This window comes from Allobosea sp. GW823-FHT02B03 (assembly GCF_058797755.1).
This window is the reverse complement of the sequence record NZ_JBXAJY010000002.1, coordinates 318,461-335,262: the sequence shown is the minus strand read 5'-3', so window position 1 is coordinate 335,262 and position 16,802 is coordinate 318,461. Positions and strand designations below refer to the sequence as shown.

At 68.0% G+C, this 16,802-nt stretch carries 17 protein-coding genes; 4 read left to right on the top strand and 13 right to left on the bottom strand.

Going from position 1 to position 16,802, the window contains the following annotated elements; all coding sequences use genetic code 11:
* Positions 1-58: 58 nt before the first annotated feature.
* Genes AC1REK_RS06460 through AC1REK_RS06450 form a run of 3 tightly spaced genes read right to left on the bottom strand, consistent with a single transcriptional unit; the run spans position 59 to position 2,140 of the window.
* On the bottom strand, positions 59-547 hold the full coding sequence (locus AC1REK_RS06460) for a hypothetical protein (protein ID WP_316017566.1): 489 nt from the start codon (positions 545-547) through the stop codon (positions 59-61).
* Positions 537-902, bottom strand: coding sequence for a rod-binding protein (locus AC1REK_RS06455; RefSeq protein WP_316017567.1), 366 nt, complete (start codon positions 900-902; stop codon positions 537-539). Before AC1REK_RS06455 ends, AC1REK_RS06460 begins: the two co-directional genes overlap by 11 nt.
* Positions 902-2,140 (bottom strand): flagellar basal body P-ring protein FlgI, encoded by a 1,239-nt coding sequence (locus AC1REK_RS06450; protein WP_492268644.1) that lies wholly within the window; start codon positions 2,138-2,140, stop codon positions 902-904. Before AC1REK_RS06450 ends, AC1REK_RS06455 begins: the two co-directional genes overlap by 1 nt.
* A 262-nt stretch (positions 2,141-2,402) precedes the next feature.
* On the opposite strand from AC1REK_RS06450, the gene AC1REK_RS06445 reads away from it, so the two are divergent.
* Positions 2,403-2,810, top strand: coding sequence for a flagellar assembly protein FliX (locus AC1REK_RS06445; RefSeq protein ID WP_492268645.1), 408 nt, complete (start codon positions 2,403-2,405; stop codon positions 2,808-2,810).
* A gap of 33 nt (positions 2,811-2,843) precedes the next feature.
* Here AC1REK_RS06445 and AC1REK_RS06440 read toward each other — a convergent pair whose 3' ends face one another.
* From AC1REK_RS06440 to AC1REK_RS06425, 4 genes are all read right to left on the bottom strand, one after another.
* Positions 2,844-4,016: an alpha/beta fold hydrolase gene (locus AC1REK_RS06440; protein WP_492268646.1), complete on the bottom strand. Its 1,173-nt coding sequence runs from the start codon at positions 4,014-4,016 to the stop codon at positions 2,844-2,846.
* A gap of 125 nt (positions 4,017-4,141) precedes the next feature.
* Positions 4,142-4,687: a 2,4'-dihydroxyacetophenone dioxygenase family protein gene (locus tag AC1REK_RS06435; RefSeq protein WP_492268647.1), complete on the bottom strand. Its 546-nt coding sequence runs from the start codon at positions 4,685-4,687 to the stop codon at positions 4,142-4,144.
* Positions 4,688-4,800: 113 nt separating this feature from the next.
* On the bottom strand, positions 4,801-5,517 hold the full coding sequence (locus AC1REK_RS06430; RefSeq protein ID WP_492268648.1) for an SDR family NAD(P)-dependent oxidoreductase: 717 nt from the start codon (positions 5,515-5,517) through the stop codon (positions 4,801-4,803).
* 164 nt (positions 5,518-5,681) lie between these two features.
* The gene (locus AC1REK_RS06425) at positions 5,682-6,446 is read right to left on the bottom strand and encodes a hypothetical protein (protein ID WP_492268649.1); all 765 of its coding nucleotides are present in this window, start codon (positions 6,444-6,446) and stop codon (positions 5,682-5,684) included.
* A 314-nt stretch (positions 6,447-6,760) separates the two neighbouring features.
* Between AC1REK_RS06425 and AC1REK_RS06420 the strand changes: the two genes are divergently transcribed.
* Both AC1REK_RS06420 and AC1REK_RS06415 read left to right on the top strand, forming a co-directional pair.
* The gene (locus AC1REK_RS06420) at positions 6,761-7,975 is read left to right on the top strand and encodes an NADP-dependent isocitrate dehydrogenase (protein ID WP_492268650.1); all 1,215 of its coding nucleotides are present in this window, start codon (positions 6,761-6,763) and stop codon (positions 7,973-7,975) included.
* Positions 7,976-8,293: 318 nt separating this feature from the next.
* A complete protein-coding gene (locus AC1REK_RS06415) occupies positions 8,294-8,746 on the top strand; it encodes a GFA family protein (RefSeq protein ID WP_327522790.1) in 453 nt (150 codons plus the stop codon).
* A gap of 10 nt (positions 8,747-8,756) precedes the next feature.
* Here AC1REK_RS06415 and AC1REK_RS06410 read toward each other — a convergent pair whose 3' ends face one another.
* The 6 genes from AC1REK_RS06410 to recA form a co-directional block, all read right to left on the bottom strand.
* On the bottom strand, positions 8,757-8,969 hold the full coding sequence (locus AC1REK_RS06410; RefSeq protein WP_492268651.1) for a DUF4167 domain-containing protein: 213 nt from the start codon (positions 8,967-8,969) through the stop codon (positions 8,757-8,759).
* Positions 8,970-8,980: 11 nt separating this feature from the next.
* On the bottom strand, positions 8,981-9,139 hold the full coding sequence (locus AC1REK_RS06405) for a hypothetical protein (protein WP_157089626.1): 159 nt from the start codon (positions 9,137-9,139) through the stop codon (positions 8,981-8,983).
* Positions 9,140-9,401: 262 nt separating this feature from the next.
* Complete coding sequence (locus AC1REK_RS06400) at positions 9,402-10,031, bottom strand: hypothetical protein (RefSeq protein ID WP_492268652.1); 630 nt, start codon at positions 10,029-10,031, stop codon at positions 9,402-9,404.
* Positions 10,028-11,179: a cyclic nucleotide-gated ion channel gene (locus AC1REK_RS06395; RefSeq protein ID WP_492268653.1), complete on the bottom strand. Its 1,152-nt coding sequence runs from the start codon at positions 11,177-11,179 to the stop codon at positions 10,028-10,030. The genes AC1REK_RS06400 and AC1REK_RS06395 overlap by 4 nt, the downstream gene beginning before the upstream one ends.
* An 8-nt stretch (positions 11,180-11,187) precedes the next feature.
* Entirely contained in the window at positions 11,188-13,830 is a 2,643-nt protein-coding gene (gene alaS / locus AC1REK_RS06390) for an alanine--tRNA ligase (RefSeq protein WP_492268654.1), read from the bottom strand.
* Between the two features lie 200 nt (positions 13,831-14,030).
* On the bottom strand, positions 14,031-15,116 hold the full coding sequence (recA, locus tag AC1REK_RS06385; RefSeq protein WP_316021260.1) for a recombinase RecA: 1,086 nt from the start codon (positions 15,114-15,116) through the stop codon (positions 14,031-14,033).
* 428 nt (positions 15,117-15,544) lie between these two features.
* Between recA and AC1REK_RS06380 the strand changes: the two genes are divergently transcribed.
* Complete coding sequence (locus AC1REK_RS06380; protein WP_492268655.1) at positions 15,545-16,714, top strand: MFS transporter; 1,170 nt, start codon at positions 15,545-15,547, stop codon at positions 16,712-16,714.
* Positions 16,715-16,802 lie beyond the last annotated feature (88 nt).

Here is a 16,802-nt window from a genome sequence, read left to right as displayed (position 1 = left end):
TTGCCGAGCGCGCGGAAGGCGCGCTCGGTCCTGTCCCGCTGAGTTGAGCAGAGCGCGGCTAGAGGCTCTTCGAGATCACCATCGGTCCCGCATTCGGCCGGGCGAAGACGCCGGCGCCTACCGTCGCCGCCGGACCATAGCCCGCCGCCTTCATCGGCCTGTTGGCATCGGCGGCGAGGTCCCGGACGATCGACTCCGACACGGCCCGCGCCGTCGCCAGCACGGCCTGATTGGTCTCGATAAGCTCCTGGAAGGCGAGATGCGCCGCCTTCAGTCGCTTGACCTTCTCCGGGACGAAGCGCGCGAGCGCGACGGCATTCAGTTTGATCTGCTCGACGCCCTTCATGTAGATGCCCGCGAGCTCGGATTTGCGCGGCTCGCGTTCCATCGCGTCCTTCAGCCTGCCGGCCTTGACCAGCGCGGTCTCCTCGCCGACCAGATGCGACAGCGCTCCGAGCGCCTCGGACACCGCCTCGATCAGACCTTCCGCCTCGATCGCGTTGCCGACACGCGGGCGCTCGTCGATGACGGGCGGCCTAGCCAGCATGGCCGCCTCCGGCGTTGGTGCCCGAGGCCTTGGCCTGGACCTGGATCAGGTCGCGCAGGATCTGGTCGGAGAGGCCGAGGCCGCCGGCCTTCTGCAGATGGCGGGCATATTCCTGGGTCAGCATCGAGCGATAGACCTCGCCGCCGGTGCCGTTCTCGCCGAGCGGTCCCTCGGTGCCGGAGGAATCCATCACGCTCTTGGTGAAGTTCTCGAGGAAGACGGTCTCGAACTCGTCGGCCGTCTTCTTGGCCTTGGCGGCCTTGCTGCCGTCGAAAGCGCTGGCGATGCCATGGGCGATGTTGGCGGCGGCGCCGAGCGCGAGCTTGGCGGCGGGGATGGCGAGGGCAGCACTCATTACATCACCTCGATTTCAGCTTGCAGCGCGCCGGCTGCCTTGATGGCTTGCAGGATGGAGATCAGGTCGCGTGGGCCGATGCCGAGCGCGTTGAGGCCGTCGACCAGCTCGCGCAGCGTGACGCTTTCCTTGACGAGGGCGAGCTTGTTGCCGCCTTCGGTGTCGACCTTGACGCTGCTGCGCGGCACGACGACCGTTCGGCCGTTGCCGAACTCGTTGGGCTGGCTGACCTGGGGCTCCTCGGAGATCGTCACGGTCAGGTTGCCCTGGGCGACGGCGACGGTGGAGACCCGCACATCCCGGCCCATCACGATGATGCCCGAGCGCTCGTCGATGATCACCCGCGCGCCCTGATCGGGCTCGACGCGAAGCTGCTCGATGTCGGTCAGCAGCCGGATCATGTTGCCCTGGAAGCGCGGCGGGATCTGCAGCACGATGGTCGAAGGGTCGGTCGGCTCGGCGGAATCGCCGCCGATGAAATCGTTGATCGCGGCCGCGACGCGCCTTGCCGTGGTGAGGTCGGGATTGCGCAGCGAGAGACGCAGCGTCTTGAGCTTGTTGAGTGCGAAGTCGATCTCGCGCTCGACGAGGCCGCCATTGGCGATGCGGCCGACGGTCGGCACGCCGCGGGTGATCTTGGCGGCCTCGGCCTCGGCCGAGAAGCCGGAGATAGCAACCGGCCCCTGCGAGACCGCATAGACCTCGCCATCGGCGCCGAGCAGCGGCGTCGCAAGAAGAGTGCCGCCCTGCAGCGACTTGGCATCGCCCAGCGCTGAGACGGTGACATCGAGACGCGTGCCCTGGGTGGCGAAGGGCGGCAGGTTGGCCGTGACCATCACGGCGGCGACGTTGGCGGTGCGCATGTTGGCGCCGCGGGTGTTGACGCCGAGCCGTTCCAGCATCGCCTGCAGCGACTGCTTGGTGAAGGGGGCGTTGTTCAGCGTGTCGCCGGTGCCGTTGAGGCCGACGACGATACCGTAGCCGAGGATCTGGTTGGAGCGGACGCCTTCGACAGAAGCGAGATCCTTGATGCGCGAGAGCGCGCCGCCGAGGCCGGGCGAGGTGCCATGGGTGCCGCCGAACGAGGCTGCGGCGACCTTCGCCGCCGATCCGGCGCGGGCCTGTCCCGGCGCCGGCCCCGGACCCTGCGCCAGATCCGCCGCCCACGCCGCGCCGACGAGCAGAAGCGTTGCGGCAGCCTGCGTCAGCAAATGGCGGATCGGGAAGAGGGCGAACATGTGGCTACCGGGTTCAAGCGTCGTCGGACGACAAACGCCTTGCGAACTGCGTGCCAGCTCCAGAAAATTCAAAAACCCTTCTTAATCATAGCTTTAACGATGCCAGGCTTTATCGACGGCAGGGCAGGTGCATGTCCAAACCTGCCGGGCGCGGCAATTCCTGCCGGGTCGTTTACCGCTCGTTAACCATGCCGCCGGCAAAACTGAGGCAGGGTCGGGCGGGGTCAAAGAGCCAGCAGTTCGAACCGACCTCGAGAGCGCCATGATCCGCATCGACCAGCGCGCAGCCATCACCTCGACCGGAGCGACGAGCCGCGGCAAGGCCGCGAGCGGCACGAGCTTCAGCCTTCCGGGGCGCGAGACGGCCGCCAGCACGCAATCTTCCGCCGTCAGCCATGCCGGCCCGCTCGATGGCCTGCTGCTGGTGCAGGAGGAGGAAGGCGGCCAGGAGCGCCGCCGCCGCCAGGCACGCCGCGGCCATGACCTGCTCGACGGGCTCGACCGGCTGAAGGCGGCGCTGCTCTCCGGCCGGGTTCAGCTCGTCGAACTGGAACGCCTCAAGGCGATGCTGTCGACGCGGCGGGAGAACACGGACGATCCGCGGCTCGACGAGGTGCTGGCGCATATCGAGCTGCGCGCCGCGGTGGAACTGGCGAAGCTCGGACGCTGACGCCGGAACGGCAATGTCCCTGCGCCGCCACGGCTAATTCGACGACGCGCAATTGTTCGGCGCCGGCTCGCCCCGGAAGCGCTGCTCCATCCAGGCGACGGCTGTCGCGGCGCTGTCGATAGCCGCGGGCAGATGGCCGATCCCTTGCAACGCATCGAACTGGACGGCGCGGCCGGCCCGGCACAGCGTCTGGGCATAGGCGCGGGTGACCTGCGGGCGCACCAGCGTGTCGCTCGTGCCCTGCGCGATATAGACCGGCACGCCGCGCGGCGTCACGCCGGGGGTGTTGCGTGCCAGCAGGGTGCGCCAGGGCTCTCGCGTGCCGAAGTTCTGATCGGTGAGGAACCGGCGCTCGAGCTGCCGCGTCGGCCACAGCCGCAGCACGACGTCCCGCAGGCTCTCGACGCAATCGGCAGCAAGATCGTTGACGATCGGCACGGCCTGCTCGTTGACGATCTGTGCCATCGGGGCGCCATAGACGCGCGACCAGGACCAGAGGGTCATCGCGGTCAGGTTGCGGCCGCCATCGGTGTCGATGTCGTCGGCCAGCAGGGTGCCGAGTTCGGTCGCCGGGGCTGCCGCCGCGACGCCGACCAGCTTCAGCTCGGGCGCGAGACTCCTGGCGAGAAGCCCCGTGAACAGCGCGGCGTGACCGCCCTGCGAATGGCCCCAGACGGCGAAGCTGCGGCTCGCTGCGGCGTCGGGAACCTGCTGGACCGCCCTCACGGAATCGACGACCGAGCGGCCCGCGCTGGCGCCGACGAGATAGGGATGAGGGCCGGGCGTGCCGAGGCCGGGATAATCCGTCGCCGTGACGATGTAGCCCCGGGCGAGCATGGCGCGCAGGCCCTGGATGGTCTCGAAGACGCCGCCGGAGAGAGAGGGCGCGCATTGCGGTTGCACCCCGGTGGTGGGGTGGGCCCAGGCCACCACCGGCCGCCCGCCTCGCGGGGCCGTGCCGGCCGGGACGATCGCGACGCCGGAGACGGCGATCGGCTTTCCATCGAGACCCAACGACCGATAGAGGATCCTGTAGGCGCGGGCGTTGCCCGGCGCCCCCGGCAGCGGCTCGCTCCGGATCAGCGAGCCCGGCTTGCCCGCAGCGATTTCGTCCGGCGGTGCGGTGTAGAAACCTGATTGCGCATGTGCGGGCCCCGCCAGAACGGCGGCCGACAGGGACAGTACGAGAGCAAAGGCAAGACGCATCGACGGTTCTCCGGCCGGCGGCGCCATGCCGCTACGACACGGGCCGTAGACTGCGCGGAAAATCGTTCAGCAATGGTGTCCGGCCGCGCCGCATCGGCGCGGCCGGAACGCGGGCGAGGACGCCCTTATCGGATGAACTGGTCGACGAAATCGGCGCCGAGGCCGTTGGCGGCGTAGTGCGCCCGGCATTTGTCGATGCGGGTGAAGACGTCGTCATAGCCGAGGCACTTGCCGTCGGGGTCGACATAGATCATCGCGCCATTGACCTGGAACATGGTGATCATCTCCTCGACATCGGGATCGACCACCAGGGTGTGGGTCTCGCCCGGCGCCTCGTAGACATAACCGCCTTCGGTCGCGACCCAGTCATGTTCGAGGTAACGCCACTTGCCCTTGAGCACGTAGCCATGCACCGGCTGGGGATGGCGATGGCGCGAGAGCACGCCGGCGCGACGGACCTTGAGCAGGTTCATCCAGTAGCCGCGCGTCGCCGAGAGGCAGAGCGGGCGGAACCAGACATTGTCGTCGACCGGCACCCAGACCCGCTCATCCTCGGGGATGACGTTGGGGATCACCAGCTCCGGCGGCGATTCCTTGGGCTGCGGATGGCGATAAGGGGTCCAGCGCTCGGCGTTCGTGGCGGCGACCGGGATCGGGCTGACCTTGTCCATGGCTCGTTTCTACCCTTGAGTTTTCGATTCAGGCCCTTCCTAGACTGAATCCGGAAAGCGGGCCATGTCATTGATCGGGCGGCGTTTCGTCGCCCGGCTGAAGAGTCTGGCGTTCAGACTGCGAGATAGCCGCCGTCCACCGGCAGGACCGTTCCGGTGACGAAGCGCGCCGCATCCGAAAGCAGGAAGACGACAGCGCCGCCCACATCGGCGGGCTCGCCCCAGCGGTTCATTGGCGTGCGCGCCAGGATCGGGGCCGAGCGCTCGGCATCCTCGACCAGAGGCCGCGTCAGCTCGGTGGCGATCCAGCCGGGGGCGACCGCGTTGACCCGGATGCCGTCCGTGGCCCAGGCGGCAGCCAGCGATTTGGTGAGCTGGCCGACGCCCCCCTTGGACGCGGCATAGCCAGGCGCGAAGGGCGAGCCGTGGAAGGTCAGCATCGATGCGGTATTGACGATGGCGCCGCTGCTCGCCGCGAGCTTGTCCCGGGCGGCTACGCACATGCGCATGGTGCCGGTGAGGTTGACCTCGACGGTGAGGCGGAAGGCCTCGATCTCGAACTCCTTGCCGCCGCGCTGGATCATCCCGGCGCAGTTGACCAGCGCGTCGATCCGCTCGCAGCCGGCGACGATGGCGGCGACCTGATCGTCCCTGGTGACGTCGAGCCGGGCGTGGCTGATCGCGGCATGGGCCGGCGTGGCGGCGACCTCCTCATCGGTGAGGCCGGTGGCGAGGACGCGGTAGCCGGCTTCGGCGAGGGCGAATGCGGCGCCGGCGCCGATGCCGCGCGTGCCGCCGGTGACGAGGGCGAATTTCTGGGTGACGGTCATGGGCGGCTGCTCTTCATGGGCTGGCGGCCCTTGGGCATGTCGGCCATGGGCTCATCGATGATGGTTCCAATCTAGACGGCAGTGCCGCTGCGGGGGAAGCAGCCGGCTCCCCCGCCTTCGCCTGATCACCTTGCGCGGAGGGTCTGGCCCGTAGCGCCGGGCGGTCACCGCGGCCCGAGTTCGAAGCGCAGCATCGCCGAGCCGCCGCCCCTGACGTCGCCGCCGCCCAGCTGCCTTTCGCGGTTCATCTTGACGTCGAGCGTCGTCTTCCAGGGCGTGCCGGGCGCGAGGCCGAGATCGGTGACCAGCTGGAGCTGCGGCGTCAGCGTCGCCTCGGGCATGGCCTGGCTGGCGAAGGCGTAATTGCTGGCGAGAGCGATCTCGGAGATCAGCGTCACATTGTCGAACAGGGAATAGCGATAGCCCAGCATGGCGTTGACGTTGTGGCTGCCGCTGCCGGCCATGCCGAAACCGCCGCCGGTTGACAGGCGCCAGAGCAGCCCGTTGCCGGCTGCGGTGGAGCGCCTTGCCAGCGACCAGTCGAGGCGCGTGTCGGAGCCTTGCCAGGTTCCGGCACCGCTCACGATCGCGGTTTCGAACGAGAGCAGCTCCGGGCCGATCTTGAAGCCGACGGCACGCTCGGTCGCGGCATAGGGGCCGCGCGAGACTGTGCCGAGCCCGCGCCGGATCGTGGCGGTTTCAACTTCGGGCCGGGCGAGGCCGGAGCGCCGCGCCCGTTCGCGATAGGCAACGCTCTTGTCGAGCGTCGGAGCGATCAGCGTCGGGATCGCGAGAACGGGATCCTGCTCCTCTTGCTCTTCTTCCCAGAAGGGTTCGTTCGGCAGGCTGGTCATCTCGTATTGCGCAAGGATCGCAATCGCGCCCGCACCGGAGGGCTGCTCGCGGGCGGCCGCGGGGGCTGCGAGCATGGAGAGGGAGGCGCAGAGAAGGCCGGCGGAGGCTGTCGAGAATATGCTGGTCAATGCATCGGATCGCGGAGCGGATGACGAAGCAAGCCATCGTGCCGGTCGATCGTGCTCATAATGCGGCAGTGCAACATGAGGCGGTTCAAGCCGGGCTTCCTGCAGCCGGCACGGCATTTCGCGGATATTCCGCCGCTCTGCCACAAAAGGCCTGCTTCCCCCTGCGGCCTTAACCGGCTAGGAAGCGCGCGAGCCTGCTGCGGCGCCAAAGCCGCAGTTCGGGACCGTTCCAGACTGGCCAGAAGCAGGGGTCGTATCACATGAGCAAGATCAAGGTCGCCAACCCGGTCGTCGACATGGACGGCGACGAGATGACCCGCATCATCTGGCAGAAGATCAAGGACACGCTGATCTTCCCCTATCTCGATCTCGAACTCGACTATTACGACCTCTCGGTCGAGAACCGCGACAAGACCGACGATCAGGTCACGATCGACGCCGCCAACGCCACCAAGAAGCACGGCGTCGCCGTGAAGTGCGCGACGATCACGCCGGACGAGGCGCGCGTGAAGGAGTTCAACCTCAAGTCGATGTGGAAGTCGCCGAACGGCACGATCCGCAACATCCTCGGCGGCGTGATCTTCCGCGAGCCGATCATCTGCAAGAACGTGCCGCGCCTGGTGCCGGGCTGGACCCAGCCGATCGTCATCGGCCGCCATGCCTTCGGCGACCAGTACCGCGCCACCGACTTCAAGTTCCCCGGCAAGGGCACGCTCTCGATCAAGTTCGTCGGCGAGGACGGCAACGTCATCGAGAAGGAGGTCTTCAAGGCTCCGGAGGCCGGCGTCGCCATGGCGATGTACAACCTCGACGAGTCGATCAAGGACTTCGCCCGCGCCTCGCTGAACTACGGCCTGATGCGCAAGTACCCGGTCTATCTCTCGACCAAGAACACCATCCTCAAGACCTATGACGGGCGCTTCAAGGACATCTTCCAGGAGATCTACGAGGCGGAGTTCAAGGCGGTGTTCGACAAGCTCGGCATCACCTATGAGCACCGCCTGATCGACGACATGGTCGCGTCCGCGATGAAGTGGTCGGGCGGCTATGTCTGGGCCTGCAAGAACTACGACGGCGACGTGCAGTCGGACACCGTCGCGCAGGGCTTCGGCTCGCTCGGCCTGATGACCTCGGTGCTGATGACGCCGGACGGCAAGACCGTCGAGGCCGAGGCCGCGCACGGCACGGTGACCCGCCACTATCGCGAGCACCAGAAGGGCAAGGAGACCTCGACCAACTCGATCGCCTCGATCTTCGCCTGGACCCGTGGCCTCGCCCACCGCGCCAAGCTCGACAACAATGCCGAGCTCGCGAAGTTCGCGGCCCTGCTCGAGAAGGTCACGGTCGACACCGTCGAGGCCGGCGACATGACCAAGGATCTCGCCCTGCTGGTCGGCCCCGACCAGAAGTTCCTCTCGACCACCGGCTTCCTCGACAAGGTCAGCGAGAACCTGCGCAAGGCGATGGCCGCGTAAGCTACGCTGGCCTCGTAGACAAGAAAGAGAAGCCCGGCCGTATGGCCGGGCTTTTTTTGTTCTGAGCCGCGCTTCGGCCTGCTTGTCTGACCGATACCTCCCTGAGCCCTCATCCCGAGGAGCGATCGCAGATCGCGTCTCGAAGGATGCTTCAGAAGGTTCCGGCGCCAGCGGGAGCGCCCTTCGAGACGGCCCTGCGAGCCACCTCAGGACGAGGGCTGGCGATCCGAGCCTGGTTGCAGGAAAGGCGATTCATGCTCTGCTGACGCGTCCTGTCGGTCAAGAATGCGCTCCTCTCGTCAGCGAAGGAGGAGAGCCATGCCGACCATCCTGACCGGCGGCTGCCAGTGTGGCGCTGTACGCTACCGTCTGAAGACGCCGCCGCACGAGGTTTCGGTCTGCTTCTGCCGGATGTGCCAGAAAGCGGCAGGCAGCTATTTCGGCGCCTTCGCCAGCTCGCGCATCGGCGAGGTCGAGTGGACGCGCGGCCGGCCGGCGATCTTCAACTCGTCGGAGGTCGCCGAGCGCGGCTTCTGCCGCGATTGCGGCACGCCGCTCACTTTCAGCTATCCGAGCCTCGGCTCGCTCTCGGTCTCGGTTGGAAGCCTCGACGATGCCGCGGCGTTCCAACCAAGCCATGCCTACAGTATCGAGGGCAGGCCGGCCTGGTTCGACGAACTCTGCCGGCTCGAAGGCTCACGCACCGAGGACGATGTCCCGCCGGGTCTGCCGGAATATCGCTCGCGCCAGCATCCCGACCACGACACCTGAACGGAGTCGCTCAGGCGGCGCGCTCCTCGGCGAGCGAGCGCAGGTAGTGCTCTGCCTGCTGGTAATGGCGTTCCGCTTCGATGCGGTCGCCCGCCAGGGCTGCGGCCTGCGCCAGGGTGACGCAACGCTCATAAGCCTGGCGCAGCGCGACCGGGCTTAAGTTGCCGCGCTGGGGCCGCGGGGCAGGGCGGGACATCAGGGTTCTCGGGCGGCGATCGTTCATCGCTGCCTCCTTTATCCGAGGATCTCGGCGACGATCTTGCGGAGTTCCTCGCGGCTGAGACCGCAGGGCTGCGGCTTCCAGTCGGGGTGGGCCCTCCGCGGTGTCATGGCGATCGTGGCGTTGTGCTGGGTCTGGTTGTTCTTGGTGTTGATCTCAGTGTGTTTTTTCATTGGAATCCATATCGGCGCCCGGCTGGGCCGGGCGTTAGTCAGGGTGGAAAAGGTCGAACGCAGGAGGAGCGGTTCGCTGCACCGGGCAGCGATCAAACTTCTGAGTTTGCCGCGGCGAAAGGGCTCGTCTCTCGATCTCAAGGACTGGAGCCAGCCGAACTCTTCTGGTCGACGCATCGTATCTAGCAACGCAATGTGGCGAATTAAGGTTCCCGGGATCGCGCGGGAAATTCGTCGGGCGTTGCCTCACTCCACGACGATCTCACTCCACGACGATTTCCTGGCGGGCGAGAATGCGCGGCCCGCTGAGGGGCGCGTTCATGACATAGCGCAGCTCGTACAAGCCCGCCTCCGCCGGCGCCTCCAGCGTGTCCTCGACATTCTCGGCCGGGTAGAAACTCGGCCCCTCGGCCTCGGCCGGCTCGCCGGGCTTGACCAGTACGACCCGGTCGCGGTCGCCATTGGGGCCGATGCCGCGAACGGGCAGGGCTTGCGAACGCCCGACGCGGCGGGGTGCGGCCAGCGTCGCCTCCGGTGCCGTCGTGGTCAGCGTCTGGCGCAGCAGGATCACCGGCTTGCCATCGGTCTCGCCGAGCAAGCGCAATTCGAAGCTGCCGGTCTCGCCTGGGGCGGGCAGGGCGAGCACAGAGGCGGAACCGAGCGGCGAGGCGACGATGGCGGCTTCCGGCGGATCGCTCGGCCGCGCGATGGCGAGCCGGGCGCCGGCGGGGGCCCGGCTGACGAAGGCGCTCGCCATCGCACCCGCCATCAGCGAGCGCGGCGCAGACAGGGCCGGGCCCTGAACCGGGCGGGCTGGCTTCGGTGGCTGGGCGAAGGCGGGCGTGGCGAGCCCGGCCAGGGCCAGCAGCAGATAGCGGCGGCGCAGGATCATGGTGCGAGGCGCTGCAGATGCGCGGCGAGATCCGGATAGCGGCTGGTCAACGCCCGGAAATCGATGGGATCGAGCACCAGGAGCTTGCTCGGCACCTTGGCGCGCGCGGCGAGCCGGGCGTGCCCGCCGGGCGTCTCGAATGGCAGTTCGCCGAAATGGCAGCCTTCTTCCAAGGTCTCGCTCGCCTCCTCGCGCATGATCTCGACCTCGCCGCTGGCGACAAAATAGAGCGCCTGCGCCGGTTCCTCGGGCCGCAGGATGACGGCGCCGCCGCGCACGCTCTGCGCCCGCAGGACCCGCATGATCTCGGCGATCTCGGCGGCATTGAGGCCGCTGAACAGCGGCACCCTGGCGATCATGCTCCAGGTCACCACGAATTCGCGCCGGTGGATCTCCTGCGCGAAGGCGGTGGCGATGATGCCGACCGGGAGCGCGAGCATGACGAGGCCCATCACCGCCGTGAACGAGGCGACGACCTTGCCGAGCGGGCTGGTCGGAAAGACGTCGCCATAGCCGACTGTCGTCAGGGTGATGATCGCCCACCACATCGCATCGGGGATGGTGGCGAATTTCTCTGGCTGGACGTCGTGCTCGGCGAAATGCATCGCGGTCGCCGCCAGCAGCATCACGCCGATCAGGATGACGAAGCAGGCGAAGAGCGCCTTGCGCTCCGCCGCCAGCGCGGCGGCGAGCGAGGCCATGCCGGGCGAGTAGCGGCCGAGCTTGAAGAAGCGCAGCAGCCTGAACAGCAGCAGGATCTTGAGGTCGTTATAGCCGAGAAGCGCGGTGTAGAGCGGTACCGTCGCCAGGAAATCGACGATGGCCGGGCCCGAGAGCGCATAGGCGCGGCGCGCGGCGCCGTCGCTGAGCCCGCGATAGCGGGCATGCTCCGGGGCGGTCCAGAGGCGCAGGCCGTATTCGAGGGTGAAGATCACGACCGAGACGAGCTCGATCCAGAAGAACAGCCGGCCATGGGAGGCCGCCAGGCTCGGTACCGACTCCAGCACCAGCGCCGCGACATTGACGATGATCAGCAGGACGAGCCCGCCATGGACGAGGCGCACCGAGAGATCGTCGCCGGCGCCCTTGTCGATGATCAGATGCGCCCACCGCCGCCAGCTCATGCCGGGCTGCGGGGCGGGCGCCATCTTGTGCCTCAGCCCATCGCGGCGGCGACGGCTTCGAGCGCCGCCTGTGCCTGGGCTCCGTCGGGGCCGCCGGCCTGGGCCATGTCGCGCCGGCCGCCGCCGCCCTTGCCGCCCAGCGCCTCGGAGGCGGAGCGGACGAGCGCGACCGCGTCGAAGCGCTCGGTCAGGTCGGGCGTGACACCGACGACGACGCCGGCCTTGCCGTCCTCGGCGACGCCGACGATGGCGACGACGCCAGAGCCGAGCTTGGTCTTGGCCTCGTCGACCAGGCTCTTCAGATCCTTCATCTCGACGCCGGTCACGGCGCGGGCGAGGAGTTTTGTGCCGGCGACCTCGCGGGCCGGGTCCTGGGCCTCGCCGCCGCCGCCCATGGCGAGCTTCTTGCGGGCCTCGGTCAGTTCGCGCTCGAGCTTGCGGCGCTCCTCGATCAGGGCGGAAAGCCGGGCTTCCGCCTCGCCGGCCGGCACCTTGAGCAGGCCGGCGAGATCGCGCAGGCGGCGGGAATCGGCATTGAGCTGGCGGCGCGCGCCGGCCCCGGTCATCGCCTCGAGACGGCGCACGCCGGCCGCGACCGCGCCCTCGCCGGTGACGCTGACGATGCCGATATCGCCGGTGCGGGCGGCATGGGTGCCGCCGCAGAGCTCGACCGAATAGGCGTTGCCGTCCTCATTGGTGCCCATCGAGACGACGCGGACCTCGTCGCCGTACTTCTCGCCGAAGAGCGCGCGGGCGCCCGAGGCGATCGCCTCGTCGACGCTCATCAGTCGCGTCGTCACCGGCTCGTTGCGCAGGACGATGGCGTTGGCGAGCTCCTCGACCCGGGCCAACTCCTCCTCGGAGATCGGCTTGGGGTGCGAGAAGTCGAAGCGCAGCCGGTCGGCCGAGACGAGCGAGCCCTTCTGGGCGACATGGTCACCGAGCACGAGGCGCAGCGCCTCGTGCAGCAGATGCGTCGCCGAATGGTTGGCGCGGATCGCGGTGCGGCGGGCATGGTCGACGGTCAGCTCGGCGGGCGTGCCGAGCTTGATCTCGCCGGAGGTGACCTTGACCGCATGGGCGAAGACTTCGCCCAGCTTTTTCTGGACGTCCGAGACCTCGGCGCTGAAGCCGGGGCCGGAGATCGTGCCGGTATCGCCGACCTGGCCGCCGGACTCGCCGTAGAACGGGGTCTGGTTCAGGACGACGAGGCCGCTCTCGCCTGCCTTCAGAACCTCGACCTCGGCATTGTCGCGGACCAGGGCGGTGACGACGCCCTCGGCGCTCTCGGTGTCGTAGCCGAGGAACTCGGTGGCGCCGATGCGCTCGCGCAGCGGGAACCAGAGCTTCTCGGTCGCGGCCTCGCCGGTGCCGGCCCAGGCCGCGCGGGCCTTGGCCTTCTGCTGCTGCATCGCGGCGTCGAAGCCCTCGATATCGACGCCGACGCCGCGGGCGCGCAGCGCGTCCTGCGTCAGGTCGAGCGGGAAGCCATAGGTGTCGTAGAGGGTGAAGGCGACGTCGCCGCGCAGCTTGTCGCCGGAGCCGAGTCCCTGCGATTCCTGGTCGAGGATCGAGAGGCCGCGCGCCAGCGTGGTGCGGAAACGGGTCTCCTCGAGCTTCAGCGTCTCGGTGATCAGCGCCTCGGCGCGGACTAGCTCGGGATAGGCCCGGCCCATCTCGCGGGTCAGCACCGGCACCAGCTTGTGCAGCAGCGGATCCTTGGCGCCGAGCAGCTGCGCATGGCGCATGCCGCGGCGCATGATCCGGCGCAGCACGTAGCCGCGACCTTCGTTCGAAGGCAGCACGCCATCGGCGATCAGGAAGGCCGAGCAGCGCAGATGGTCGGCGATGACGCGGTGGCTCGCGGCCATCGGCCCATCGGACGGAACATTGGTCAGATCGGCGACGGCGCGGATCAGCGCGGCGAACAGGTCGATCGAGTAGTTGTCATGCGTGCCCTGGAGCACGGCGGCGATGCGCTCGAGCCCCATGCCGGTATCGATCGAGGGCCGAGGCAGGTTGGTCCTGATGCCACCCGCGGCTTCCTCGTACTGCATAAAGACGAGGTTCCAGATCTCGATGAAGCGGTCGCCATCCTCATCGGGCGAGCCCGGAGGGCCGCCGGGGATGTGGTCGCCATGGTCGTAGAAGATCTCGGAGCAGGGGCCGCAGGGGCCGGTATCGCCCATGCGCCAGAAATTGTCGGAGGTCGAGATCCGGATGATCCGGGATTCGGGCAGGCCGGCGATCTTCTTCCAGAGGCCGTGCGCCTCGTCGTCCTCGGAGTAGACGGTGACCGTCAGTTTCTCCTTGGGCAGGCCGAATTCACGCGTGACCAGGGTCCAGGCGTGGTTGATCGCCTGTTCCTTGAAATAGTCGCCGAAGGAGAAGTTCCCCAGCATCTCGAAGAAGGTGTGATGGCGGGCGGTGTAGCCGACATTGTCGAGGTCGTTGTGCTTGCCGCCGGCGCGCACGCATTTCTGCGCCGTGGTGGCGCGGACATAGGGACGCTTCTCCTGGCCGGTGAAGACGTTCTTGAACTGCACCATGCCGGAATTGGCGAACATCAGCGTCGGGTCGTTGCGCGGTACGAGCGGGCTCGACGGCACGACTTCGTGGCCCTGGCCCTTGAAGTAGTCGAGGAAGGTAGACCGGATCTCGTTGACGCCGCTCATCGCAATCTTGGCTCTGGTTCTCTGGCAAGGGACCGGCGCAGCCGGAAAGGGTGAAAAGGTTCTAGTCAGCACGGTTGCGGCTGTCCAGAAACGCCGTCGCCGGCAATGCCCCCGATAAGGGGTTGGAGTCAAAAAGAAACGGACGGCTCGCGCCGCCCGTCTCGTATCGCCCTGCCGAACGGGTCGGAGGAGGGAGCCTCTCAGGCCTCGCCCTCGTCGAGATCCTCGGCGGTCGGATCGGCCTGATCGAGGATGCGGTCGGCGACAAGGCCGGAATTCTGGCGGATGGTCGCCTCGATCCGCGCCGCGACGTCGGGGTTGGCCTTGAGGAAGGCCTTGGCGTTCTCGCGGCCCTGGCCGAGGCGCTGGCTGTCGAAGGAGAACCAGGAGCCCGACTTCTCGACCATGCCGGCCTTGACGCCGAGATCGATGAGTTCACCGACCTTCGAGATGCCCTCGCCGAACATGATGTCGAATTCGACCTGCTTGAAGGGCGGCGCGACCTTGTTCTTGACGACCTTGACGCGGACCTGGTTGCCGGTCGCCTCGTCGCGCTCCTTCAGCGTCGAGACGCGGCGGATATCGAGACGGACCGAGGCATAGAACTTCAGGGCGTTGCCGCCGGTGGTGGTCTCGGGCGAGCCGTACATCACGCCGATCTTCATGCGGATCTGGTTGATGAAGATGACCATGCAGTTCGAGCGCGAGATCGAGGCCGTCAGCTTGCGCAGCGCCTGGCTCATCAGGCGGGCCTGCAGGCCGGGCTGCACGTCGCCCATCTCGCCCTCGATTTCGGCGCGCGGGGTCAGCGCGGCGACCGAGTCGACCACGAGCACGTCGATGGCGCCGGAGCGGACGAGCGTGTCGGTGATCTCGAGCGCCTGCTCGCCGGTGTCCGGCTGGGAGATCAGGAGATCGTCGAGATTGACGCCGAGCTTGCGGGCATAGACCGGGTCGAGCGCGTGCTCGGCATCGACGAAGGCGCAGACGCCACCCTTCTTCTGGGCTTCGGCGATGGTGTGCAGAGCGAGCGTGGTCTTGCCGGAGGATTCCGGCCCGTAGATCTCGACGACGCGGCCCTTGGGCAGGCCGCCGACGCCGAGCGCGATGTCGAGGCCGAGCGAGCCGGTCGAAACCGTCTCGATCTCGATCGCCTGCTGGTTCTTGCCCAGGCGCATGATCGAGCCCTTGCCGAAGGCCCGTTCGATCTGCGAGAGCGCCGCGTCGAGCGCCTTAGCCTTGTCCATCGAAGAGCCTTCCACGAGCTTGAGATTCGCCTGATTCACGACGTGCGCTCCTTATGGCAGGGGCGCGAGGACATCTCAATCGCGCCGATCAGTGACTATGGTCACTGTTTGTTCTCGTGCGCAAGTTCTTTTTTTGTTCTCTGTATAGCAGGGCTTTCCGATAGCCAGCGGGGCCGGGCTCGACGCCGGCCTCCGGCCGCGACAGGCTCGTGCGCGGGCAGCGTCGGAGGCGGGTGGCGAGGCCCTGCCGGCCGGTTCCAGGCCGCGCATGCGCCCGGCGCAGGGCCGTCCGCACATGGCCGGCCTCGACCGTGAAGGCGCGTTGCAGGAAGACCGGGACAACGCCGCCACGCGCATATCGGCCCGGCCTCGATGCCGGACAGCATGAGGTCCGGCGGCGGCGAGGCCCGGGGGGAACTGGTGTGAAGCTGCCATTGTGGGGAAGCGCGCTCAGCGCGACTCTCCTCGTGCAAGTTGCAAGCTCGTTCGCCGCTGCCGCGATTCCGCTTCTGGGGCCGATCCTGACGCTGCGCTGGGGGCTGGCGCCCGAGGATATCGGCTATGTCTCGGCCGTGGTCTCGGTCGGGATATGCTGGTTCCTGGCCTGTGGCGGGCCGATGCTCGATCATTACGGACCGATCCGCACCTTGCAGCTCGGCCTGGTCCTCGTTGCCGCGGGCCTCGCGCTGCTGGCGCAGCCGCTCGGCGCGCTCGGCCTCGTCGGGGCGCTGCTCGTCGGCCTGGGGTTGGCGCCGAACACACCCGCCGGCAGCCAGGTGCTGATGCGTGCCTCACCGCCGGAACACCGCACGCTGATCTTTTCGGTCAAGCAGGCGGGCGTGCCGCTCGGAGGCGCGATCGCCGGCATCGTAGTCGCGCCACTGGTGCTGGCATTCGGCTTCACCGGCGCGGTCGTGGCGCTGGTCGCCATCGTGCTCGCCTGCGCCCTGCTGGCCCAGCTCTTCCAGCGGCGGCTCGACGCCGAGAAGGGGCCGCGGAATCCGGGCTGGCCGCGCCTGTTCCTGTCGCCATCCTCCCTGACCAGGGCGGCGCGGGTTCTCAATTCCCATCCGGCCTTGCCGATGCTGACCGCGATGGGGGTGGCGTTCTCGATCACGCAGTCCTGCATCACTGCCTTCACCGCGACCTATATGGTCACCGAGCGTGGGCAGAGCCTGGCGCAGGCCGGGCTCTACATGTCGATGCTGCTGGCGGCGAGCACGGTGGCCCGCATCTTCTTCGGCTGGCTGGCCGACAGGCTGGGCAACGGCCTGACGCTCCTGTCGGTCCTGGCTCTCGGAGCGGGCGGGACGGTGCTGCTGCTGGTCTGGTCCGCGCCCGCCAGTCCCTGGCTGATCTATGGCTGCATGGTGCTGGTCGGCGCGACCTCGATGGGCTGGAACGGCGTCCACATGGCCGAGCTGGCGCGGGCTTCGCCGGTCGCGCTGATCGGCGAGGTGACCTCCGGCGCCAGCCTGTTCGGCTTCATCGGCTCGATCTGCGGGCCGCTGATGTTCGCCGTCGTCGCCGGGAGGACCGGAAGCTTCACCTGGCCGTTCGTGCTCGTCGCCGGCCAGTTGATCGGCTTCGGCGTGTTCGCCCTCTGCCGCCGGCCGGATCGCACGCCGCCGGCCTAGGCGGGAGCCGGACGGGCGAAAGGAGCGGCCCTCGCACTGCGGCACAGCGATCGAAGCGGCGACGTGCTATGCCGTCCGGGCTTCCCCC

Bases quoted from the DNA above. Each gene is read 5' to 3' on its own strand.
- AC1REK_RS06455 (WP_316017567.1), bottom strand. From the start codon at position 902: ATGAGTGCTGCCCTCGCCATCCCCGCCGCCAAGCTCGCGCTCGGCGCC.
- AC1REK_RS06410 (WP_492268651.1), bottom strand. From the start codon at position 8,969: ATGAACGATCGCCGCCCGAGAACCCTGATGTCCCGCCCTGCCCCGCGG.
- AC1REK_RS06425 (WP_492268649.1), bottom strand. From the start codon at position 6,446: ATGCTCGCAGCCCCCGCGGCCGCCCGCGAGCAGCCCTCCGGTGCGGGC.
- AC1REK_RS06450 (WP_492268644.1), bottom strand. From the start codon at position 2,140: ATGTTCGCCCTCTTCCCGATCCGCCATTTGCTGACGCAGGCTGCCGCA.
- AC1REK_RS06405 (WP_157089626.1), bottom strand. From the start codon at position 9,139: ATGAAAAAACACACTGAGATCAACACCAAGAACAACCAGACCCAGCAC.
- AC1REK_RS06420 (WP_492268650.1), top strand. From the start codon at position 6,761: ATGAGCAAGATCAAGGTCGCCAACCCGGTCGTCGACATGGACGGCGAC.
- AC1REK_RS06400 (WP_492268652.1), bottom strand. From the start codon at position 10,031: ATGATCCTGCGCCGCCGCTATCTGCTGCTGGCCCTGGCCGGGCTCGCC.
- AC1REK_RS06460 (WP_316017566.1), bottom strand. From the start codon at position 547: ATGCTGGCTAGGCCGCCCGTCATCGACGAGCGCCCGCGTGTCGGCAAC.
- AC1REK_RS06440 (WP_492268646.1), bottom strand. From the start codon at position 4,016: ATGCGTCTTGCCTTTGCTCTCGTACTGTCCCTGTCGGCCGCCGTTCTG.
- AC1REK_RS06430 (WP_492268648.1), bottom strand. From the start codon at position 5,517: ATGACCGTCACCCAGAAATTCGCCCTCGTCACCGGCGGCACGCGCGGC.
- AC1REK_RS06415 (WP_327522790.1), top strand. From the start codon at position 8,294: ATGCCGACCATCCTGACCGGCGGCTGCCAGTGTGGCGCTGTACGCTAC.
- AC1REK_RS06435 (WP_492268647.1), bottom strand. From the start codon at position 4,687: ATGGACAAGGTCAGCCCGATCCCGGTCGCCGCCACGAACGCCGAGCGC.
- alaS (WP_492268654.1), bottom strand. From the start codon at position 13,830: ATGAGCGGCGTCAACGAGATCCGGTCTACCTTCCTCGACTACTTCAAG.
- AC1REK_RS06445 (WP_492268645.1), top strand. From the start codon at position 2,403: ATGATCCGCATCGACCAGCGCGCAGCCATCACCTCGACCGGAGCGACG.
- AC1REK_RS06395 (WP_492268653.1), bottom strand. From the start codon at position 11,179: ATGGCGCCCGCCCCGCAGCCCGGCATGAGCTGGCGGCGGTGGGCGCAT.